Source organism: Mesorhizobium sp. ES1-3 (genome assembly GCF_020164795.1).
Taxonomy (GTDB): Bacteria; Pseudomonadota; Alphaproteobacteria; order Rhizobiales; family Rhizobiaceae; genus Mesorhizobium.
Genome location: NZ_JAIUGW010000001.1, coordinates 636996 through 652609 on the forward strand (window position 1 = coordinate 636996; position 15614 = coordinate 652609).

A 15614-nucleotide genomic window follows, 5' to 3' on the forward strand; every position below is an offset into this window, starting at 1 on the left:
TCGGGGCAAATGATAAGCCGCGCTTCCCTTGTCATCGCTCTCTTTCCGTGGGGTGACGTCGTTGAGGAATTCCTCGATCCGATAGGGTTGCGGCTCAAGGATTTCGTCGAACAGATGACCGGCGGATGGCTGTTTGGCTACGCCTCCGCCCTGCAGCTAGCCGGACACAGACCGGTCATTGTTTGCGCTTCTGAGCACGCCTCGGGGATAGAGTGCCACTACCATGCCGGAACGGGCGTGCCGATCTGGATTGTTCCTGGCAGACGCGCGCGCCAAGGTCACTCCGCAGCGGCTCACAGTCTGCGACGCTGGGCCGCGACGCCGCTCCCGGCGTTCCGCAAGGTTCTCGCCCGGTCGCAATGCGACGTAATTCTCGTTCAAGAATATGAGTACACCCGCTTTGATGCGCTTGCCTGTTTGGCGCGCCGTATGCGCATTCCACTCTACGCAACCTTCCAGGGCGGAGACCGGACGCTCTCCTGGATCGAGGCGATTGCCAGACAGGCGTCGCTCCGTGCCTGCAGCGGCTTGATCATTGCATCGGCTGCCGAGCGTGAACGGGTCGCCAAAGCCTACCCGCACATTGCCCTCAACATCGCAAATATCGCCAACCCGATCGATTCCAGCGAATGGAAAGCGATAGGGCGCCAGCAAGCGCGGCAAGCCCTTGGGTTGGCGCGTGAGGTTTTCGTCGTCGTCAACCACGGACGCATCGACATTCGTCGGAAAGGGCTCGATGTGCTCCTGAGAGCCTGGTCCTTCTTTGCCGGCGACGCCTCATCGGAACTGGTTATCATTGGCTCGGGGCAGGACCGAGACGTCTTTGCCAGGCTGTTGAGCGAGGCCAAATTGCCGAATGCAAGATGGCTTTCCCACTACACCACGGATCGATCGATGATCCGGCATTGGCTTTCAGCGGCGGATGCCTATGTCACGGCCTCCCGCATCGAAGGCATGCCAGTCGCACCGTTGGAGGCGATGGCCTGTAGCCTTCCGGTCATTGCTACCGACGCACAGGGGCTACCCGACATTTTGGAAAACGGCGAAGCATCCGGCGGTCTCATTGTTCGGAGGGATCAGCCGGCAGAAATTGCGCACGCACTGAAGAAGCTGAAGGATGATCCGGGCATGCGGAACCGCCTCGGCCAAGCGGCGCGGAAGCGGATAGAGGAAAACTTCTCGCTCGGCGCAGTTTCTGGCGCTCTTGATCGTTGGTTGACCGCGCGGTAGCGCCTCTGGTGCAAGATCATTACTACCTGCTACGGTACCACGCCAACGCCGTCTCGACGATCCTGTCGATACCGGATTGCTCGGGCACCCAGCCGAGTTCCCGCTTGGCCTTACCGGCGGCGGCAACAAGCGCTGGAGGGTCGCCCGGCCTGCGCGGCCCGTAAGCTACCGGGAGGCGCACCCCCGAAGTTCGGCTCACAGCGTCGACCAGTTCGTTCACCGTCGTACCCGCCCCGGTTCCGAGATTGTAGACGTGGACGCCCTTGTCGCCGAGAAGCTTTTCCGCTGCCAGCACGTGGGCGCGGGCGAGGTCGACAACGTGGATGTAGTCTCTCACGGCGGTTCCGTCACGGGTGTCGAAATCGGTGCCGTTGATGGTAAAAATGCGGCCCGGCCTCAGTGCGGCTTCAATGGCAAGCGGAACGACATGTGTTTCGGGTTCATGCCTTTCGCCGATTTCGCCGTCGGGATCGCACCCGGCAGCGTTGAAATACCGAAGCACGACCGCGTCGAGGCCACGAGCAACCGATAGGTCCTCCACCATTCTTTCGATGATGAATTTCGACCACCCGTAGGGATTGACGGGCGACTGCGGGTGCATCTCGTCAATCGGAAAACGAACCGGAATACCATAAGATGCGCAGGTGCTGGAAAAGATCAGCTTGTCCAGGCCGGCCTTCAGCATTTCCTCGAGGAAGACCAGGGTCCCGAAACTGTTGTTCCGGTAGTAAAGGTCCGGCCGCTCGACGGATTCGCCGACATAAGCGTAAGCAGCGAAATGAGCCACCACGTCCGGCCGATACTGGTGGAGGGCTGCCGCCACGGCCGCGGCGTCGGAAATATCTGCCTCGATCAACGGTCCCCACTTGACCGCGTCGCGCCAGCCCCGCGAGAGATTGTCGTAGGCAATAACAGACCATCCGGATTGGGCGAACGCCTTGCAGCAGTGCGACCCGATATAGCCGGCCCCGCCAGTGACCAGAACTGTCTTCATTCGGCGGCGGCGTGCCGGACATGCCCGGACGAAGCCAGGTCCTCGAAATACGCAATGGTCTTGGCAAGGCCATTACGCAATGCGACTCTTGGCTTCCATTCGAGTTCGCGCGCAGCATACCCGATATCGGGCTGCCGCTGCTTTGGGTCGTCGACGGGCAGAGCCGAAAATCTGATTTTCGATCGACTTCCGGTAAGTTCGATCACAAGATTTGCGAGTTCAAGCACAGTGAATTCGACCGGATTGCCGAGATTGACAGGACCGGTGACATCGTCGGGCGTCTGCATAAGGCGAACCAAACCGTCGATAAGATCCTCGACATAGCAGAACGAACGAGTCTGCTCGCCCGTGCCGTATACCGTTATCGGCTTGTTTTGCAGCGCCTGCACGATGAAGTTGGAAACGACACGACCGTCATCTGGACGCATCCTCGGTCCGTAAGTATTGAAAATACGCGCTACCTTGATCCTCAGTTTGTGCTGTCGCCAATAGTCGAAAAACAGGGTTTCGGCGCATCGCTTGCCTTCGTCGTAGCACGAACGAGGGCCAATCGGGTTCACTCTGCCCCAATAGTCCTCTGTTTGCGGATGAACTTCAGGGTCGCCGTAAATTTCGGAGGTGGACGCCTGCAGAATCTTTGCGCGAACCCGCTTGGCCAACCCCAGCATATTGATCGCACCATGGACGCTGGTTTTGGTCGTCTGAACGGGATCGAACTGATAGTGGACGGGGCTCGCGGGACAAGCAAGGTTGTAGATTTCGTCAACTTCTACGTAGAGTGGAAATGTCACGTCATGACGAATGACCTCGAACGATCTGTTGTCGAGCAGATGGGAGACGTTTCTTCGGCTCCCTGTGAAGAAATTGTCGACACAAGCAACCTCATGACCTTCAGCGAGCAGCCGCTCGCACAAAAATGATCCCAGAAACCCTGCCCCCCCAGTCACCAGGATTTGTTTCGCCTGCTGCATTCTCGTGGTCTCCGGTTGAAATTAGGCAAGCCTAATATTCTAACCCGGCGGCAGGACCATTTGCCACTGGCCTGCTTTCAATTTGCGTTACCGGCATGACATTGTTCTCGATGGGACCCGCTATCGCGGGCGCCGACCTCTCGGGCAATTCAACGCGGCCGAATGGAGCTGCAGGGTTGAGGCTCGATGGCGCCTCGTCTGGTCCGGCGTCAGCGGTTGCGGAGGTTTGCCAGATTGTTTTTGGGAGTTCGATTCTCGCGGCAGGCCAAAATACTCACTTACCGTGCAAGGCGGTTAGAACCGCATCTAGTCGAATACGCTCGCCCGAGACTCTCAACTTGGTTGCCGCGACGTCCGCTTTCGGGAACCCTCAAAGCGCGTCTCTCATGGCAGAGATCGGGCGCAAAGCTGCCCTTCAACACCAGGCCAAGGCGCTGGATTTCGGTTCGTTTAGACATCTGGTGCGCACGAAGAGATTCGACTGCAATGGCTTAAACGAGAGCCCGATGGTGCCGTTGGCCGGGATCGACACGATCCATGCAGCATTTGTTTCTATTTACTTTTTTGAACAAAAATTCTGAATAGGTATCACAATACGCAGCGCATTCATGGCAACTGCCGCAAACGGTGTCGATGAACACTTTCCGGCGCGACCCAGCATGACTGGCTGCAGCTTATGGGCGGTGCAATCGGTGCGAAATTCCGCTCGCAATGGGAGCGGCCATTGGCGCGCGCGGTCGAGAGGGCTTGATCCTGCGAGCGGACGGGTCCGCACTTTATTTCGCGCGTGACGATCCCAGGTGACAAATACTCGCCGGCTTGGGCTGATCACGCGATGCGCAACAGCTCGCGCAGACGCACCGGCAGTCGGGGCGAGGCTTGCAGTTCCGCACAACTCGCCTCCCATCGCTTCAGATACTCATCGATCGGGACACCGGTGCGACCGGGCCAGCGGTTGAGTGCGCCCAGCGCCTCGACGCACTCGGGCGCGCGGTCGTATTCGGCAAGGATGGTCACCGACATTGCCTGGGCGAATGGATTGAGGCCGGGTATTTCGATCTCGCGGCGATGATTAGTGAACCACGCCGCGGCGTCGCGGGTCAGCCCCTGGCTGTCGGCGAGCGCGGTATAGCCCCGGATGATGTTCTGACGATACTCGGCAATGACATCGCCGAACGCGTTGTCCCCGGCGAAGGGCGGGTTCTCCTTCCAGCCTTTCGCCAGGCGCCCCAGCCCGCGCAGCGAGAACGCCTCGACCATCGCTTCCTCGAGCCACTGGCAGGGCGGCGCCGGCTTGGCGTCGGACTGCCAGCTGTTGGCCGTGACATGGCCGAGCTCGTGCCCGAACTGATAGGCGAGCTTCGACCAGTCCCGCTCGCCTATGTCGACAATGATCCACGCCATGCTGCTGCCGTCGGGGTGCAACCAGACCGCCGGTGGGCCGGAAGTGTGCTCGTCGACGCGAAGCCGCGTCGGCTGGCGGTCGGAGACGAGGCGGACACCATCCAGGCAGGCATGCCGCATGCGCTCGACAACCTGATCGGCCGCGCGTGGAAGCATGTGACCCCAATCTCCGGCGAGTTCGATGGAGGCGGAGAGAAGACTCTTAGGTGAGGCAGTCGATGAAACGCGCTTCAACATGGCGGCGTGGCTCCTATCCAAGCCAACCCAACGCGCCGGCGCCGCAAAGGTTGTGCCTGCAGCCGCCAAACCCGCGAATAATGTAATGAAATCTCGCCTCCGCACTTGGATTCCTGATATCCGACCGCTCTGCAAGGGGCAAAGGTTGCGGACGCATAGCGCGTAATCAAATGAGCTTGGCCCGCGATTTGGCGAACGCCTTTGCTGGCTTGCGCTCATTAGGCCTTTCCTGACCTTTGCCACGCCGCAACGTAATCGCTTTGGAAAACTCTCTGCTCGCCGTCTGAACTCTCAAATGTCTTCCTGGCCGCCATGAGGACGTACGTTCTGGCAGTGCTCATTGTCATATTTGAGCGCTGCCCGAGAACAGCCGGGTCAGGAACGTCTCGTGGATTGGGCTTCCCCACGTCGTCAACTAGTTGCATTAACTCTATCTCGAATCCGCTTTCGCGCGAAAATGTTCTCCACAATAGCTCTGGGCTAAACTGGTATAGTCCGTGCCCGAGAAAATTATTTGCGCCGTCAACCAGCAAGAATAAACCACCTACCTTTAGCATCTTCTTAACATTCAAAAATGCCATCCGTGTGTCAAATACATGTTCAATTGTACCGCCATCAAAAATACAGTTGAACCTATCTACAAGATCCACAGAAACTTCCTCGTTCAAATCGTGAATTATCTCCGAACCCTCAAAACCAGAATAATCAAGCGAGATTATTCTCCTGCTTCCCAGATATTTGAAAAGTTCTTCGCAATATCCCGTCTCTCCCTTGATACTCTCTATCGATACTCGTCTGTCATACGACTTAAGGATTGAGTCTCCCAAATTACTGTCTTGAATGTGGTAACCTTGGCGTCCTAACCACAAGGTCTCACCAAGCGGCCGCCCCCGAAATTTCAAAAGAAAATCAAGAACATATATATCAACACCCATCAATCTTACCCTTGCAGCGGACCCTCTGTATTCAGTCTGCTTTTGACACGATTATAGGAAAATTTGTCGACGCTGGACAGCGATTTGAAGCTCCCATTCACCGCCGATAGCCCTGCGCATAGCCCGATACTCAGTTTGCTTCTACGGTTCATTGACCTTGTTGAGTATCAGGTAGTCCATATAAGCCCTCATTCGCCTGGGTTTGTCCTCGTTTCTTGCCCAATTGAAGTGAACCAGTCCTCGTCGTTCGCCTGAGAAGCTCTCAGTCGACCCCAAAAAGCGACATGTATTGCGCAGTGCCTCATAGTCTACCAGCCCTGTTCTAACCAAAGCATAATTTAGAAATGGTTGATCTCCGAACCATTTTGCCACGCCCTCGTTTGGTTTTGAGTGATACAAATCAAATACAAGTCTTCCTACAGCTCTAAAGATACAATAATCACTCCACCCAATAATCCCAGAATTAGCCAAAGGAAGTATCTTATCTGAGCAGTTTGAGTCCGATCGAATTATTTCTAGCCCCCACCAATTACCTATTCGCCTGTCATCCGTTATATCCGCAATCCGTTTTGATGACATTTCGGGGTACGACTCATTCTCTGTTACCACGCAAATACCGGAAGCCTGCGCAACCCTCTGCAATATTGGGTGCACGCTCGAATTAAAAACTATGTCATTATCGAAATAAATTATAGGCGAGAAATCTTCCATTGCGAAACTAGAGGATACGTAGCGTTGAGAATAGTCCTTGTGATCCATCGCTACAATGACAACTCGGTCAGATACCGATTCCGGTATATATTTTGCCATTTCTTCTTTTTTTCTGTCAGAAAATATCGCGATCTTCCCATCATACTTTCCATACTTTACTATTGACTCCAAAAATATCATCAATGACTCGTAGTATACGTCTGATCCATACACGGCCGTATATACCAATGGCTGAAATACAGCTTCATCGTCAATCTTTCCATCGCTATTTACTTTATATTTTACCATTTTACTAACAACTCTTTACCATGTGGCCGGTACGAGCCGTGACCATTTTCTTTGACGATTTTCACGATTTCTGTGCGATTAGATTACCTACAAATCGAGCCTCGTCATCGCTCATTATCTGGCGCGAAATTGCATAGATGTTATTCTCCCAATCCTGCATTGGCACCCAGTGGTAACCCGCCTTTGTCAATAACTTCTCGGTGATTTCTAGTTCTTCGCCCGGAACATGCTTCCCTTCGAAGATGACTAAACTCGGGTGGAGCCTGTCAAACGGAAAGCTCCTAACAATAGTCGCGTCGTACCCCTCGGCATCTACCATTAGAAAATTGATCTCATCAACCTTAAATTCTTCGATAACGCTGTAAATAGTCCTTGCTTCTATCACGATTTCACTGATCAGGTCGTCCAGGCCAGGGATAAAGTCGGAGTGAGACAATATAGTTTTTCTGTCAAATGACGACAAACCATGGTACCATGGCGTTGGTGGGTACTCCATTTTTTTAACCTCGTAGAAGGGTATTCTTTTTCGATCTTCGTCGGGGTGGATTGCAACGTTTAGAAGTTGTATATTTGATCTGCCGTCGTAGCGCCGTTTCAGTTCGTCAAAGATATATGGAACGGGTTCTACAAGTATCGCGCTCCAGTCGAAATCAATTATGGCGTCGTAAAGCAAACTTCCGTTGTTGGCCCCGACCTGCAACAGTTTAACAGGTTTTTGGCTAATGCGAGAAAACAGCTCGCTACGAATTTGCCTCTTGACTGACTCCGATTGGATCTCTCCCCAGCGGCGATGAAAGAAGCTCAGATTATTTGTAAGCCGCTGATTGGCACGGTCTAGTTCAAGCGCTTTTTGCCCCCACTCGACGGCGCGGTCCATTGCATTGAGATGCCACGATGCGATGGCACCTAGATCGTACAGCCGAAAGCCCCAGCAGTTCGCGTCGTCGAGATAGCTCCCGGTCCGGTGCGTCTTCTCGATCCCGTTGGTGCAGGCCCAGAAGAGGTTCAGCCAGTCGGACTTGCCGTGAAACTCCTCGGCCAGGTCCAGCCAGATTTCACGCCGGTGCGGCGCTTCCATCCGGGCCTTGTCCAGCCAGGACAATCTCTGCTCCGGTAGCATGCGCGCGATGTAGCGCATCGCCTCGGAGCGCTCTTCCGCCCACTTGCTTGTCGGCAATGCAAGGTAGCGCTCTAGCAGCGGAACGGCCCGCTCTTGTTGGTTGGCCCACATCAGATCGCGCCCGAGCCAGAAGCATATCTGCGCGTCGTCGGGATTTTCCTTGTGCGCCACTTCCATCAGCGGCAGGTAGCTGCTCCTTGTCGGCTTGGTGAGATCCTGCACCTCGAACATGACGATGTCGCTGCTGTTCGCCGTGACTTCCCTCTCTCCGGTGAAGACCAGGGCCTCATGGACAGGTCGATTGAACCGATAGCCCCAGCGGTGATGAAAATTCTTCGCCGGCCAGCTTCGCAGCGGCGTCGGGTCGTCGACACTCGCCCTGTAGATCGTCTGGCAATAGAGGGCAGTCGTCTCGGGGGTCCAGGCCGCCTCGAGCTTCGCCCGCCAACCGGGCTCGAGAAACCGGTCCATGTCCATCGTGCAGCACACATCGACGTCGGCGGGGATAAGTGCCATGGCGGCGTTGCGGGCGTCGTCGAATCGCCATGGGCGAACTGCGATCCGATGTACGGTCACGCCCATACTGGTCAGCCGTTCCACTGTGTCATCGGTGCTACCGGTGTCGGCCACAATGCGATAGTCGGCATCGACTGCCGAATTGGCCCAGCGCTCGGCGTTTGCGGCTTCGTTCAAGGCGATGGTATAGACCGCGACTTTCAATCAAGCCCCCTCACTCAACGCGCGCTGTGATAGACCCTGCCTAGTGACAATGCCCGAAGCGCCCTTGCGGATTGCCACCAGGCCACCGAGCAATTTGGCCCGGCTCAACTCATAGTGGCTGTCGAAGAACAGTATTTCGGCGAACTGATCGGCAAGGGCGCTCACACCCAGCGGATCGACCGAGCGGGCCGTGCCGTACTCCTTGATTTCACGCAACACGGTCTTGGTCAGCGTGATCTTGCCGAGGTCCTCGCCCGGCGGCTGCCAGTCGAGGTCTTCAAGAAAATACCAGCCGCCCTCGGCGAGGAGGGGGAAGAATTCGCGCAGCGTCAGCTGTTCGTCAAAAGAGGCGTGGCTCCCGTCGTCGATGATGACGTCGAACGACACCGGCTCGAGTTGCGCCTTGACTACGCGGAGATCCGCCAGCTTGGATTGATCGCCGACAAAAGATTTGAATCTCTCATTGTTCAGTCGGGAAAAATCGGTGAGGTCGACGCCAACCACTTGGCAGTAGGGAAAATAGCTCTGCCAAAGCGCGACCGAAGGCGTCTCGCTCTGATTGTCCGCCAATTTGCGGCACAGACCGATCTCCATCAGTCGCCGCATGGACAACTTTCGGCTCGACAACAGGCGATCGTAGATCCTCGCATAGCAGTGACGGTTGCCTGTGTGCCTGTTCTTGTCGGTATTGAAGCGATCGGCGAGACTTGTGAAGCTGGGGAAGCTGTCGGACGGGCTGATCAGCGACGAGATCAGTGGCTTCCCTTCGCCGCCCGGCCGGGCCTCGTTGCGCGCCGTCCACAGATGGATGCCGAACACACGGTCATCGTTCAGATAGTCGGCCAATTCCGCTATCGGCTTCTCGAACCGGTCGATCTCATTCCAATCGATGGTGTTGAAAAACATCGGGCTGAACACCCATTCCCGCAGTTCCGCTCCCGCGTCGGAGGCAATGTAATCGGACAAAAGCTTGGGGCCGATGTCTCCGAATTCCTTGCCGTGTGCGGTGTGGAAGCGCTCGATCGACAACTCGTACAGCGCCCTGAGGTGATGGCTATAAGGCTTGGCATAGATCACATTGCCGCAGATGAAGTGGCCCCTGTGCGATCCGCGCCATTGCAGATTGAAGAAATGATCGCCACGAAACGGGAACGGCCGCAGCAGGATGACGTCGGAATCCATCCATAGCCCGCCATGCTCGTACAACAGGGCGTAGCGGAAGATATCGCTGAAATACCTGATCTCGGAGCCGGAGACGATCCGTTCGAACAAAGCCCGCGGCATGACGTCGTCGGCATTGCGGACTTCGACCCCATGCGGGACGAGGAACGCAAGCTTCTCTGGCGCGTAGCTCCACACGCGCACCGGATGGCCCGCTGCCCGCATCGAGGTCGTGGCGGCAATAAGGGTACGATGCTCGGCCTTGTCGGACATCACCTGATAGAAGCAGTTGATTTGCGGAAGCGCGGTGTCGTCGCTGGCCAGGAACGGAGAAATCCGCGCATCGAACTGGCGCGATCGTTCCCGTCGCTCTGGCGGGGAATCGACGTTGCGCAGGAACGGCGCGAACTCATGAAAGATTTCGTCTGTCGACTTCATGCCGCCGGCCCCAAAGTCCTTGCCTTGCGATGGCGCCCGGCTTGCGTCACCCATGGCTCCATGGTCAGAGCGGTCAGGCTTGATCCCTGCTTCCGCCGCGCCATGTCTCGAGGCCAGCGTCAACCGGGACGCAGTATCAGCCGCGCCCGATGGCAGACTATCCACATCCTGCAGCAACGATCTCACCTCCGCCTCCTCGACGGTCGCGATCCAGGACTCACTGTCGGTGACGCTGTAGGAAATCAGCAAACGCCTTTCGTCCGGGTGCCACGCCAGCCCTGCAGCGAATTCAACGCCCTTTTTGTCGAAGAAGAACGGGCGACTCACCTTTCGCAACGCGTTTGCTTCGTCGAACCAGACGAATCGGTGCAGGTAGTAACGCCGCTTCTCCGCCGGCCGCCACTGCACTTCATGAATCAAGGCGAGCCACCCGCCGGCGAAGGCGATCAGCTGGGTCCCGCCCCTGAACCGTTGGGCGGCAATCGCGGGAGGTATCTCGCTGACCGTCGCGCCTCGCTCGTCCACGATCCGGGTCGGGTCGCAGAGGTAGACGAACTGCAGCGTCTCTGCCCCTGCCCCCGCCGTGCCAGGCTTGACTTGCGGCATCCAGTTCTTCTCGTGCACCCGCGGTCCTGCCGGCTGGAGCGGGTGCCAGTCGGTCAGCCGGCAGGAATCTTTCTCGTCGATACGTGCGACGACCTGCTCGCACCAACCCTCCGGTGTCAGTTCGCGCACGCAGGAGACGCCCCACAGCTCATCGCGCCAGGCGAACAGACGCATGTCCTCAAATCCGAGAACCCGGCCGTAACCGGGCTCCGGCATATCAACCGGCGGCAAAATCTCGCTTGCGGACTGGATGGCGAGTTCGTCATTCAATCGGAGCAGGAAATTGCGCGTGTGAACAGGCGCTCCGCCCGGCGTGTCGTACTGAAGGTTGTCTTCGGCCAGCGTGTAGTTAACCGTCCGCTGCAAGAGCACAATCTGGTCGCCCAATCGAGCCACTGACGGGTTTGATGGGCGATAGCCATCAGGCGCCGTGAAGCCAACTGGACGCGCGCTGAAGGACGGCATCATTGTCTTGGCGGGCTGCACATAGAAGAAGAGGTTGGACCACGCCAGCTCCCTGGGGCCCTCACCGATGGTCCGGTTCAGCGCCAGCCAGTTGCAGGCCGCGAAACCGCGGTCCTTTCGTTCAGGATCGCGCGAATAGTTCGCGGCGATCGCAAACTCTTCCAGCAGGCCTGTGGTGTAGACGTAATCCTCGAGAAACAGGATGTCTTGTTCGGGTCGCTTGATGGCCAGCCCCGCTTCGGCAAACAGCACACACGCATCGTTCATGCCCTTGTCGCGGTAGAACCTGGCCAGATCGTAGAGCGGCTCGGCACGTTGCGGCCGTTGATTGAAGGCGGCAAGAGCCTCGCCGATGAAGCCAGGCTCGTCGCCGAGCTTTCGCAGGCAGCGAGCCCCCTGCAGACGGGCGTTCCACGCTTCCTCGTCCCAACCGCCCATGGCGGCGCGTTTGGCGTAGGCCACCGCGGCCTCCGCCGTCCGCCCGGCGTCGCGATAGGATTGCGCCAAGTAGAACCAGTAGCGTTGATTTTCCGGATCCTTCTCGAGGGCCTCCAGCAAAAGCTTCGCATCACGTTCGAACTTGTCGACCCGGTTCGATCCGCTGGCGTGGTCCTTGTACCAGGCGCCACGCAGTTCCTGCACGCCCTCGGGCACGTCGAGATATTCGTGGGTCACGCCGTGGTAGCGCGCGCCCGCGTCGCGCCTGACCAGGCGCGTGTTCCAATAGGCCAGGCCGGAATCCGAGCGTTGCAGAAGCCGGTAGCCCGAGCAGTCGAGCTGCTCGCGGAAGCCCGCGTCCTCGACCACCAGTTCCATGTCGGCGTCGTCAAACAACAGATAGTCGTAAGCGAGTGGCGAGGCATAGGCGTGATCGAGCGCTGCGTTGCGCGCCTGCTCGAAATTGTGGAATGGGAATTCGTGCAACTCGCCCGGCAGGTTGCGGGCAGCGAAGAACGATTTGATGAAGTCCTGGGTCCCATCGGTCGAGCCGGTATCGCCGATGACCCAGCAGTCGATGTGGTCGACGACCGCCCCGAGACAGCGTTGTAGGTTCGCCATCTCGTTCTTGACGATCATGTTGAGGCAGAGGCGCTTGCGGCTTGTCATCTGTGAATCGTCGGCTCCGTGCGGCGGTTCCGTCACGCCCCTCGACATAGTTCACCGCCATTTGCCAGGTGCCGTCAAGATCGAGAAACGTTGATGCGTGGTTCTAACTGGCACCCGCCAGAGGCGTGCCACGCCCGACCTTGATCATTTGCGACATGGCTAGAGTTGGAGAGGAGACGTTAAGTCTTAGGTTCTCAAGAACAATTTTCAGCAATTGCCGACAAGGAATGGCTGGCGCCCGCCTCTTGATCAATTATCCGTCCGCTTATAGTTTACAAATCCCTAATTTTTGGTTTACTAATATACAGCGTTGAGTGCACTCGCGCAGTTTCGCGGGTGGGTTGGCGTTCTTGAGAGGGTTTTAGGAGTTCTGGAGTAGCTAGGCCCCTTCGCGGCTGAAGCAGGTGCGTTCGCAAAGCGTGCGCTGCCGCGCATATGTTTGTCCTTCTTCTGGAGGCGGACGGGTTCCCGTTCCGGAGTTCCCTCTCGAGTTTTCGCCGCGACATCGGCGTGGACGTGACGGGAGTGAAGTCGTGAGTCGGGTAAAATCGCGTGCGCATCGCAGGAAGAGTGAAGCCTTGGCTTCGCCACCCCCCAGCCATGCGCGGCCGGACCTCGGAACCGATCTAGGGATCGGCTATCGGGGCTGCCGTTTGCCAGACGAACAAATCCAAAAACCAGCGCAGCGCGCCGTCGGAACACGTGGTGCACAACGGTGCCCGGCGTCTGCCCACCCACCCACCAGACCGGTCGCGTCGCGCTCGGTCGGGCGCTTCTAGAAGACCGAACACGAAAGGCGCGGCGCAATCGTCGCTGACCGAGGAGGAAATGATGAGCTACATAGAAGGGTTTGCGGTCATGGAAGTTGCCGTTAGAGGCGTCTTGCCCATCGGCGACTCGACCGAAAACGTGCCTTATTTGATCCTGGACACGGCCAAGAGCGCCATCGTCGGTCAGGTCATTCTTCCCAAGGCCGTCAAGCGAAGCCTCGCCGTCGCTATCACCATCAAGGTTCCGGCCGCAGCCGGCTCACTTGCGATTGGCACGTTTGACGATGGCGGGAATTTCCAGGTCGCCAGCTTCCTGCGCGTAGAGACCCCCGCCGTAGAACGTCCCGACGGTGCTGTCGGGCCGTCCGGAAGATGACGCGTCTCAAGTTGTTGTCCTCAGCGCTCGCCAGCCAGGCCGGTGGGCGGTTTCCGCTTGAATAGAATTCGAAGCCAACAGGAGCCAGTCATGGCCCGCGCCTCTGAAATTCTTTTTGTCGACCCCTCAGTCTCCGACCTCCAGACCATTCTCGGCAACGTGCGACCCGAGGTTCAAGCGATTGTGCTCGACGGCCGCTGGCCGGCGGCGCGGCAGATCGCTGCGGCGCTCGCAGGGCGCGAAGGGCTGGACGCGGTGCACATCATGGCGCATGGCGCGCCGGGGCGGGTTAGCTTCACTGCAGGAGAGTGGTCGGTCGCCACGTTGAAGGAAGCGGCTGACGATTTTGCCGCAATTGGCAGGGCGCTTGCCGCGGACGGTGAGTTGCGGTTGTGGAGCTGCGAGACGGCGGCGGGGAATATTGGCGATACGTTCGTAGCGGCGCTGGAAGCGGCCGTCGTCGCGGACGTTTGCGCATCGAGATCGCTGGTTGGCGCAGCCGCCTTGGGCGGCGCCTGGGAACTGTCCGTGCGCGTCTGCGCGTCCACGCCCCTGCCGCCATTGACCCAAGATGGCGTGACCAGTTACGCCGGGGTGCTTACATCGGGCGATTTGACGGTTACCGGCGCGATTACCGGCCCCGGCAATAGCAGTAACGTCAACACATATTATTTGGTCGATACACAAAACACAGCATCTCATGCAGATGACACCGTAGTTGGAAGCTTTCAACTTCCATCTGCAACCAACGGATTGGTATTTTCTTTTGCCGCAACGATAACAATTCCTGATACATCTCATACCTATATCATTTACAATGCCAATTTCGGTGTGATGGGCACTCTTTCTCCCATCGCCGGCTCCAATCCTCCGCAGTATAGTCTCGCACCTGGCGCTGCCAATCCCGACGGCAACAACAACTTCAATGGGGGTAACCTAACCCTCACCTCGCAAGGGCAAGTAGGGCCGACGGGTCCCACTGGAGCAACTGGTGCCACGGGCTCTACTGGCTCGACCGGTGCTACCGGATCCACGGGTGCCACCGGAGCGACAGGTGCAACGGGTGCAACTGGAGCGAGCGGCGGAACCGGGGCCACAGGCTCGACAGGAGCAACTGGCTCCACGGGTGCGTCTGGCGCAACCGGGGCTACAGGGTCGACAGGTGCCACGGGTTCGACCGGTGCGTCTGGCTCCACGGGTGCGACCGGTGCGTCTGGCGCCACCGGTGCGACCGGCAGTACAGGTCCGACGGGCGATGCGGGCGCCACAGGTTCGACTGGCGCGACCGGAGCGAGTGGTGCAACCGGCGCCACAGGCGCAACTGGCTCGACTGGGGCAACGGGTGATACCGGCGCCACGGGCTCTACTGGTACAACCGGAGCCACAGGTGCGACCGGCGATACCGGAGCAACCGGTGATACGGGTGCCACCGGCTCGACTGGCTCGACTGGTGCCACGGGCTCGACCGGTGCGACTGGCGATACTGGGGCAACCGGCTCGACTGGAGCCACGGGTGATACAGGCGCTACGGGCTCTACTGGAGCGACCGGCTCTACCGGTGCTACTGGCTCGACCGGTGCGACTGGCGATACTGGAGCGACTGGCTCGACCGGTGCGACTGGCTCGACCGGTGCGAACGGGGCCACAGGCTCGACCGGTGCGACTGGTGATTCCGGAGCGACCGGCGCAACCGGAGCGACTGGCGACACCGGCGCAACTGGCTCGACTGGTGCAACCGGAGCCACAGGTGCGACCGGCGATACGGGTGCCACAGGTTCGACTGGGGCGACAGGCTCCACCGGAGCGACTGGCTCGACCGGGGCAACCGGAGCGACTGGCTCTACAGGCGCAACAGGTGCAACTGGCGACACGGGAGCGACAGGTTCGACCGGAGCGACTGGTGCGACCGGAGCCACAGGTGCGACCGGCGATACGGGTGCCACAGGTTCTACTGGTGCAACCGGCTCTACCGGAGCGACTGGCTCGACCGGTGCCACGGGCTCGACCGGAGCGACTGGCTCGACCGGGGCAACCGGAGCGACTGGCTCTACAGGCGCAACAGGTGCAACTGGCGACACGGG

General features: G+C 58.4%; 11 protein-coding genes. 4 read left to right on the plus strand and 7 right to left on the minus strand.

Annotated features, from left to right (window positions below; all coding sequences use genetic code 11):
• Window positions 1-9 precede the first annotated feature (9 nt).
• Window positions 10-1230 (plus strand): glycosyltransferase family 4 protein, encoded by a 1221-nt coding sequence (locus tag LB536_RS02990; RefSeq protein ID WP_224590053.1) that lies wholly within the window; start codon window positions 10-12, stop codon window positions 1228-1230.
• Window positions 1231-1252: 22 nt separating this feature from the next.
• On the opposite strand, the gene galE is transcribed toward LB536_RS02990, so the two are convergent.
• Together galE and LB536_RS03000 are read right to left on the minus strand one after the other, a co-directional pair.
• Window positions 1253-2224, minus strand: a complete 972-nt coding sequence (gene galE / locus LB536_RS02995) for a UDP-glucose 4-epimerase GalE (RefSeq protein ID WP_224590054.1) — start codon at window positions 2222-2224, stop codon at window positions 1253-1255.
• Window positions 2221-3195 (minus strand): UDP-glucuronic acid decarboxylase family protein, encoded by a 975-nt coding sequence (locus tag LB536_RS03000; RefSeq protein WP_140812729.1) that lies wholly within the window; start codon window positions 3193-3195, stop codon window positions 2221-2223. Before LB536_RS03000 ends, galE begins: the two co-directional genes overlap by 4 nt.
• A 386-nt stretch (window positions 3196-3581) precedes the next feature.
• Between LB536_RS03000 and LB536_RS03005 the strand changes: the two genes are divergently transcribed.
• The gene (locus LB536_RS03005; RefSeq protein WP_140756517.1) at window positions 3582-3776 is read left to right on the plus strand and encodes a hypothetical protein; all 195 of its coding nucleotides are present in this window, start codon (window positions 3582-3584) and stop codon (window positions 3774-3776) included.
• 247 nt (window positions 3777-4023) lie between these two features.
• On the opposite strand, the gene LB536_RS03010 is transcribed toward LB536_RS03005, so the two are convergent.
• The 5 genes from LB536_RS03010 to LB536_RS03030 form a co-directional block, all read right to left on the minus strand.
• Window positions 4024-4755, minus strand: a complete 732-nt coding sequence (locus LB536_RS03010; protein ID WP_224590055.1) for a hypothetical protein — start codon at window positions 4753-4755, stop codon at window positions 4024-4026.
• Window positions 4756-5054: 299 nt separating this feature from the next.
• Entirely contained in the window at window positions 5055-5771 is a 717-nt protein-coding gene (locus LB536_RS03015; RefSeq protein ID WP_224590056.1) for a hypothetical protein, read from the minus strand.
• A gap of 141 nt (window positions 5772-5912) precedes the next feature.
• On the minus strand, window positions 5913-6770 hold the full coding sequence (locus LB536_RS03020; protein ID WP_224590057.1) for a hypothetical protein: 858 nt from the start codon (window positions 6768-6770) through the stop codon (window positions 5913-5915).
• A gap of 61 nt (window positions 6771-6831) precedes the next feature.
• Entirely contained in the window at window positions 6832-8610 is a 1779-nt protein-coding gene (locus tag LB536_RS03025) for an FkbM family methyltransferase (protein ID WP_224590058.1), read from the minus strand.
• A complete protein-coding gene (locus LB536_RS03030; protein WP_224590059.1) occupies window positions 8611-12387 on the minus strand; it encodes a glycosyltransferase in 3777 nt (1258 codons plus the stop codon).
• An 831-nt stretch (window positions 12388-13218) separates the two neighbouring features.
• On the opposite strand from LB536_RS03030, the gene LB536_RS03035 reads away from it, so the two are divergent.
• Window positions 13219-13533, plus strand: coding sequence for a hypothetical protein (locus tag LB536_RS03035; RefSeq protein ID WP_224590060.1), 315 nt, complete (start codon window positions 13219-13221; stop codon window positions 13531-13533).
• A 90-nt stretch (window positions 13534-13623) separates the two neighbouring features.
• Window positions 13624-15614, plus strand: a 1991-nt coding sequence (locus tag LB536_RS03040) for a DUF4347 domain-containing protein (RefSeq protein WP_224590061.1), incomplete at its 3' end; no start/stop codon positions are given.

What these genes read in the sequence shown, in the direction of transcription:
- LB536_RS02990 (WP_224590053.1), top strand. Translation starts at nt 10, where the DNA reads ATGATAAGCCGCGCTTCCCTTGTCATCGCTCTCTTTCCGTGGGGTGAC.
- galE (WP_224590054.1), bottom strand. Translation starts at nt 2,224, where the DNA reads ATGAAGACAGTTCTGGTCACTGGCGGGGCCGGCTATATCGGGTCGCAC.
- LB536_RS03000 (WP_140812729.1), bottom strand. Translation starts at nt 3,195, where the DNA reads ATGCAGCAGGCGAAACAAATCCTGGTGACTGGGGGGGCAGGGTTTCTG.
- LB536_RS03005 (WP_140756517.1), top strand. Translation starts at nt 3,582, where the DNA reads ATGGCAGAGATCGGGCGCAAAGCTGCCCTTCAACACCAGGCCAAGGCG.
- LB536_RS03010 (WP_224590055.1), bottom strand. Translation starts at nt 4,755, where the DNA reads ATGCTTCCACGCGCGGCCGATCAGGTTGTCGAGCGCATGCGGCATGCC.
- LB536_RS03015 (WP_224590056.1), bottom strand. Translation starts at nt 5,771, where the DNA reads ATGGGTGTTGATATATATGTTCTTGATTTTCTTTTGAAATTTCGGGGG.
- LB536_RS03020 (WP_224590057.1), bottom strand. Translation starts at nt 6,770, where the DNA reads ATGGTAAAATATAAAGTAAATAGCGATGGAAAGATTGACGATGAAGCT.
- LB536_RS03030 (WP_224590059.1), bottom strand. Translation starts at nt 12,387, where the DNA reads ATGACAAGCCGCAAGCGCCTCTGCCTCAACATGATCGTCAAGAACGAG.
- LB536_RS03035 (WP_224590060.1), top strand. Translation starts at nt 13,219, where the DNA reads ATGAGCTACATAGAAGGGTTTGCGGTCATGGAAGTTGCCGTTAGAGGC.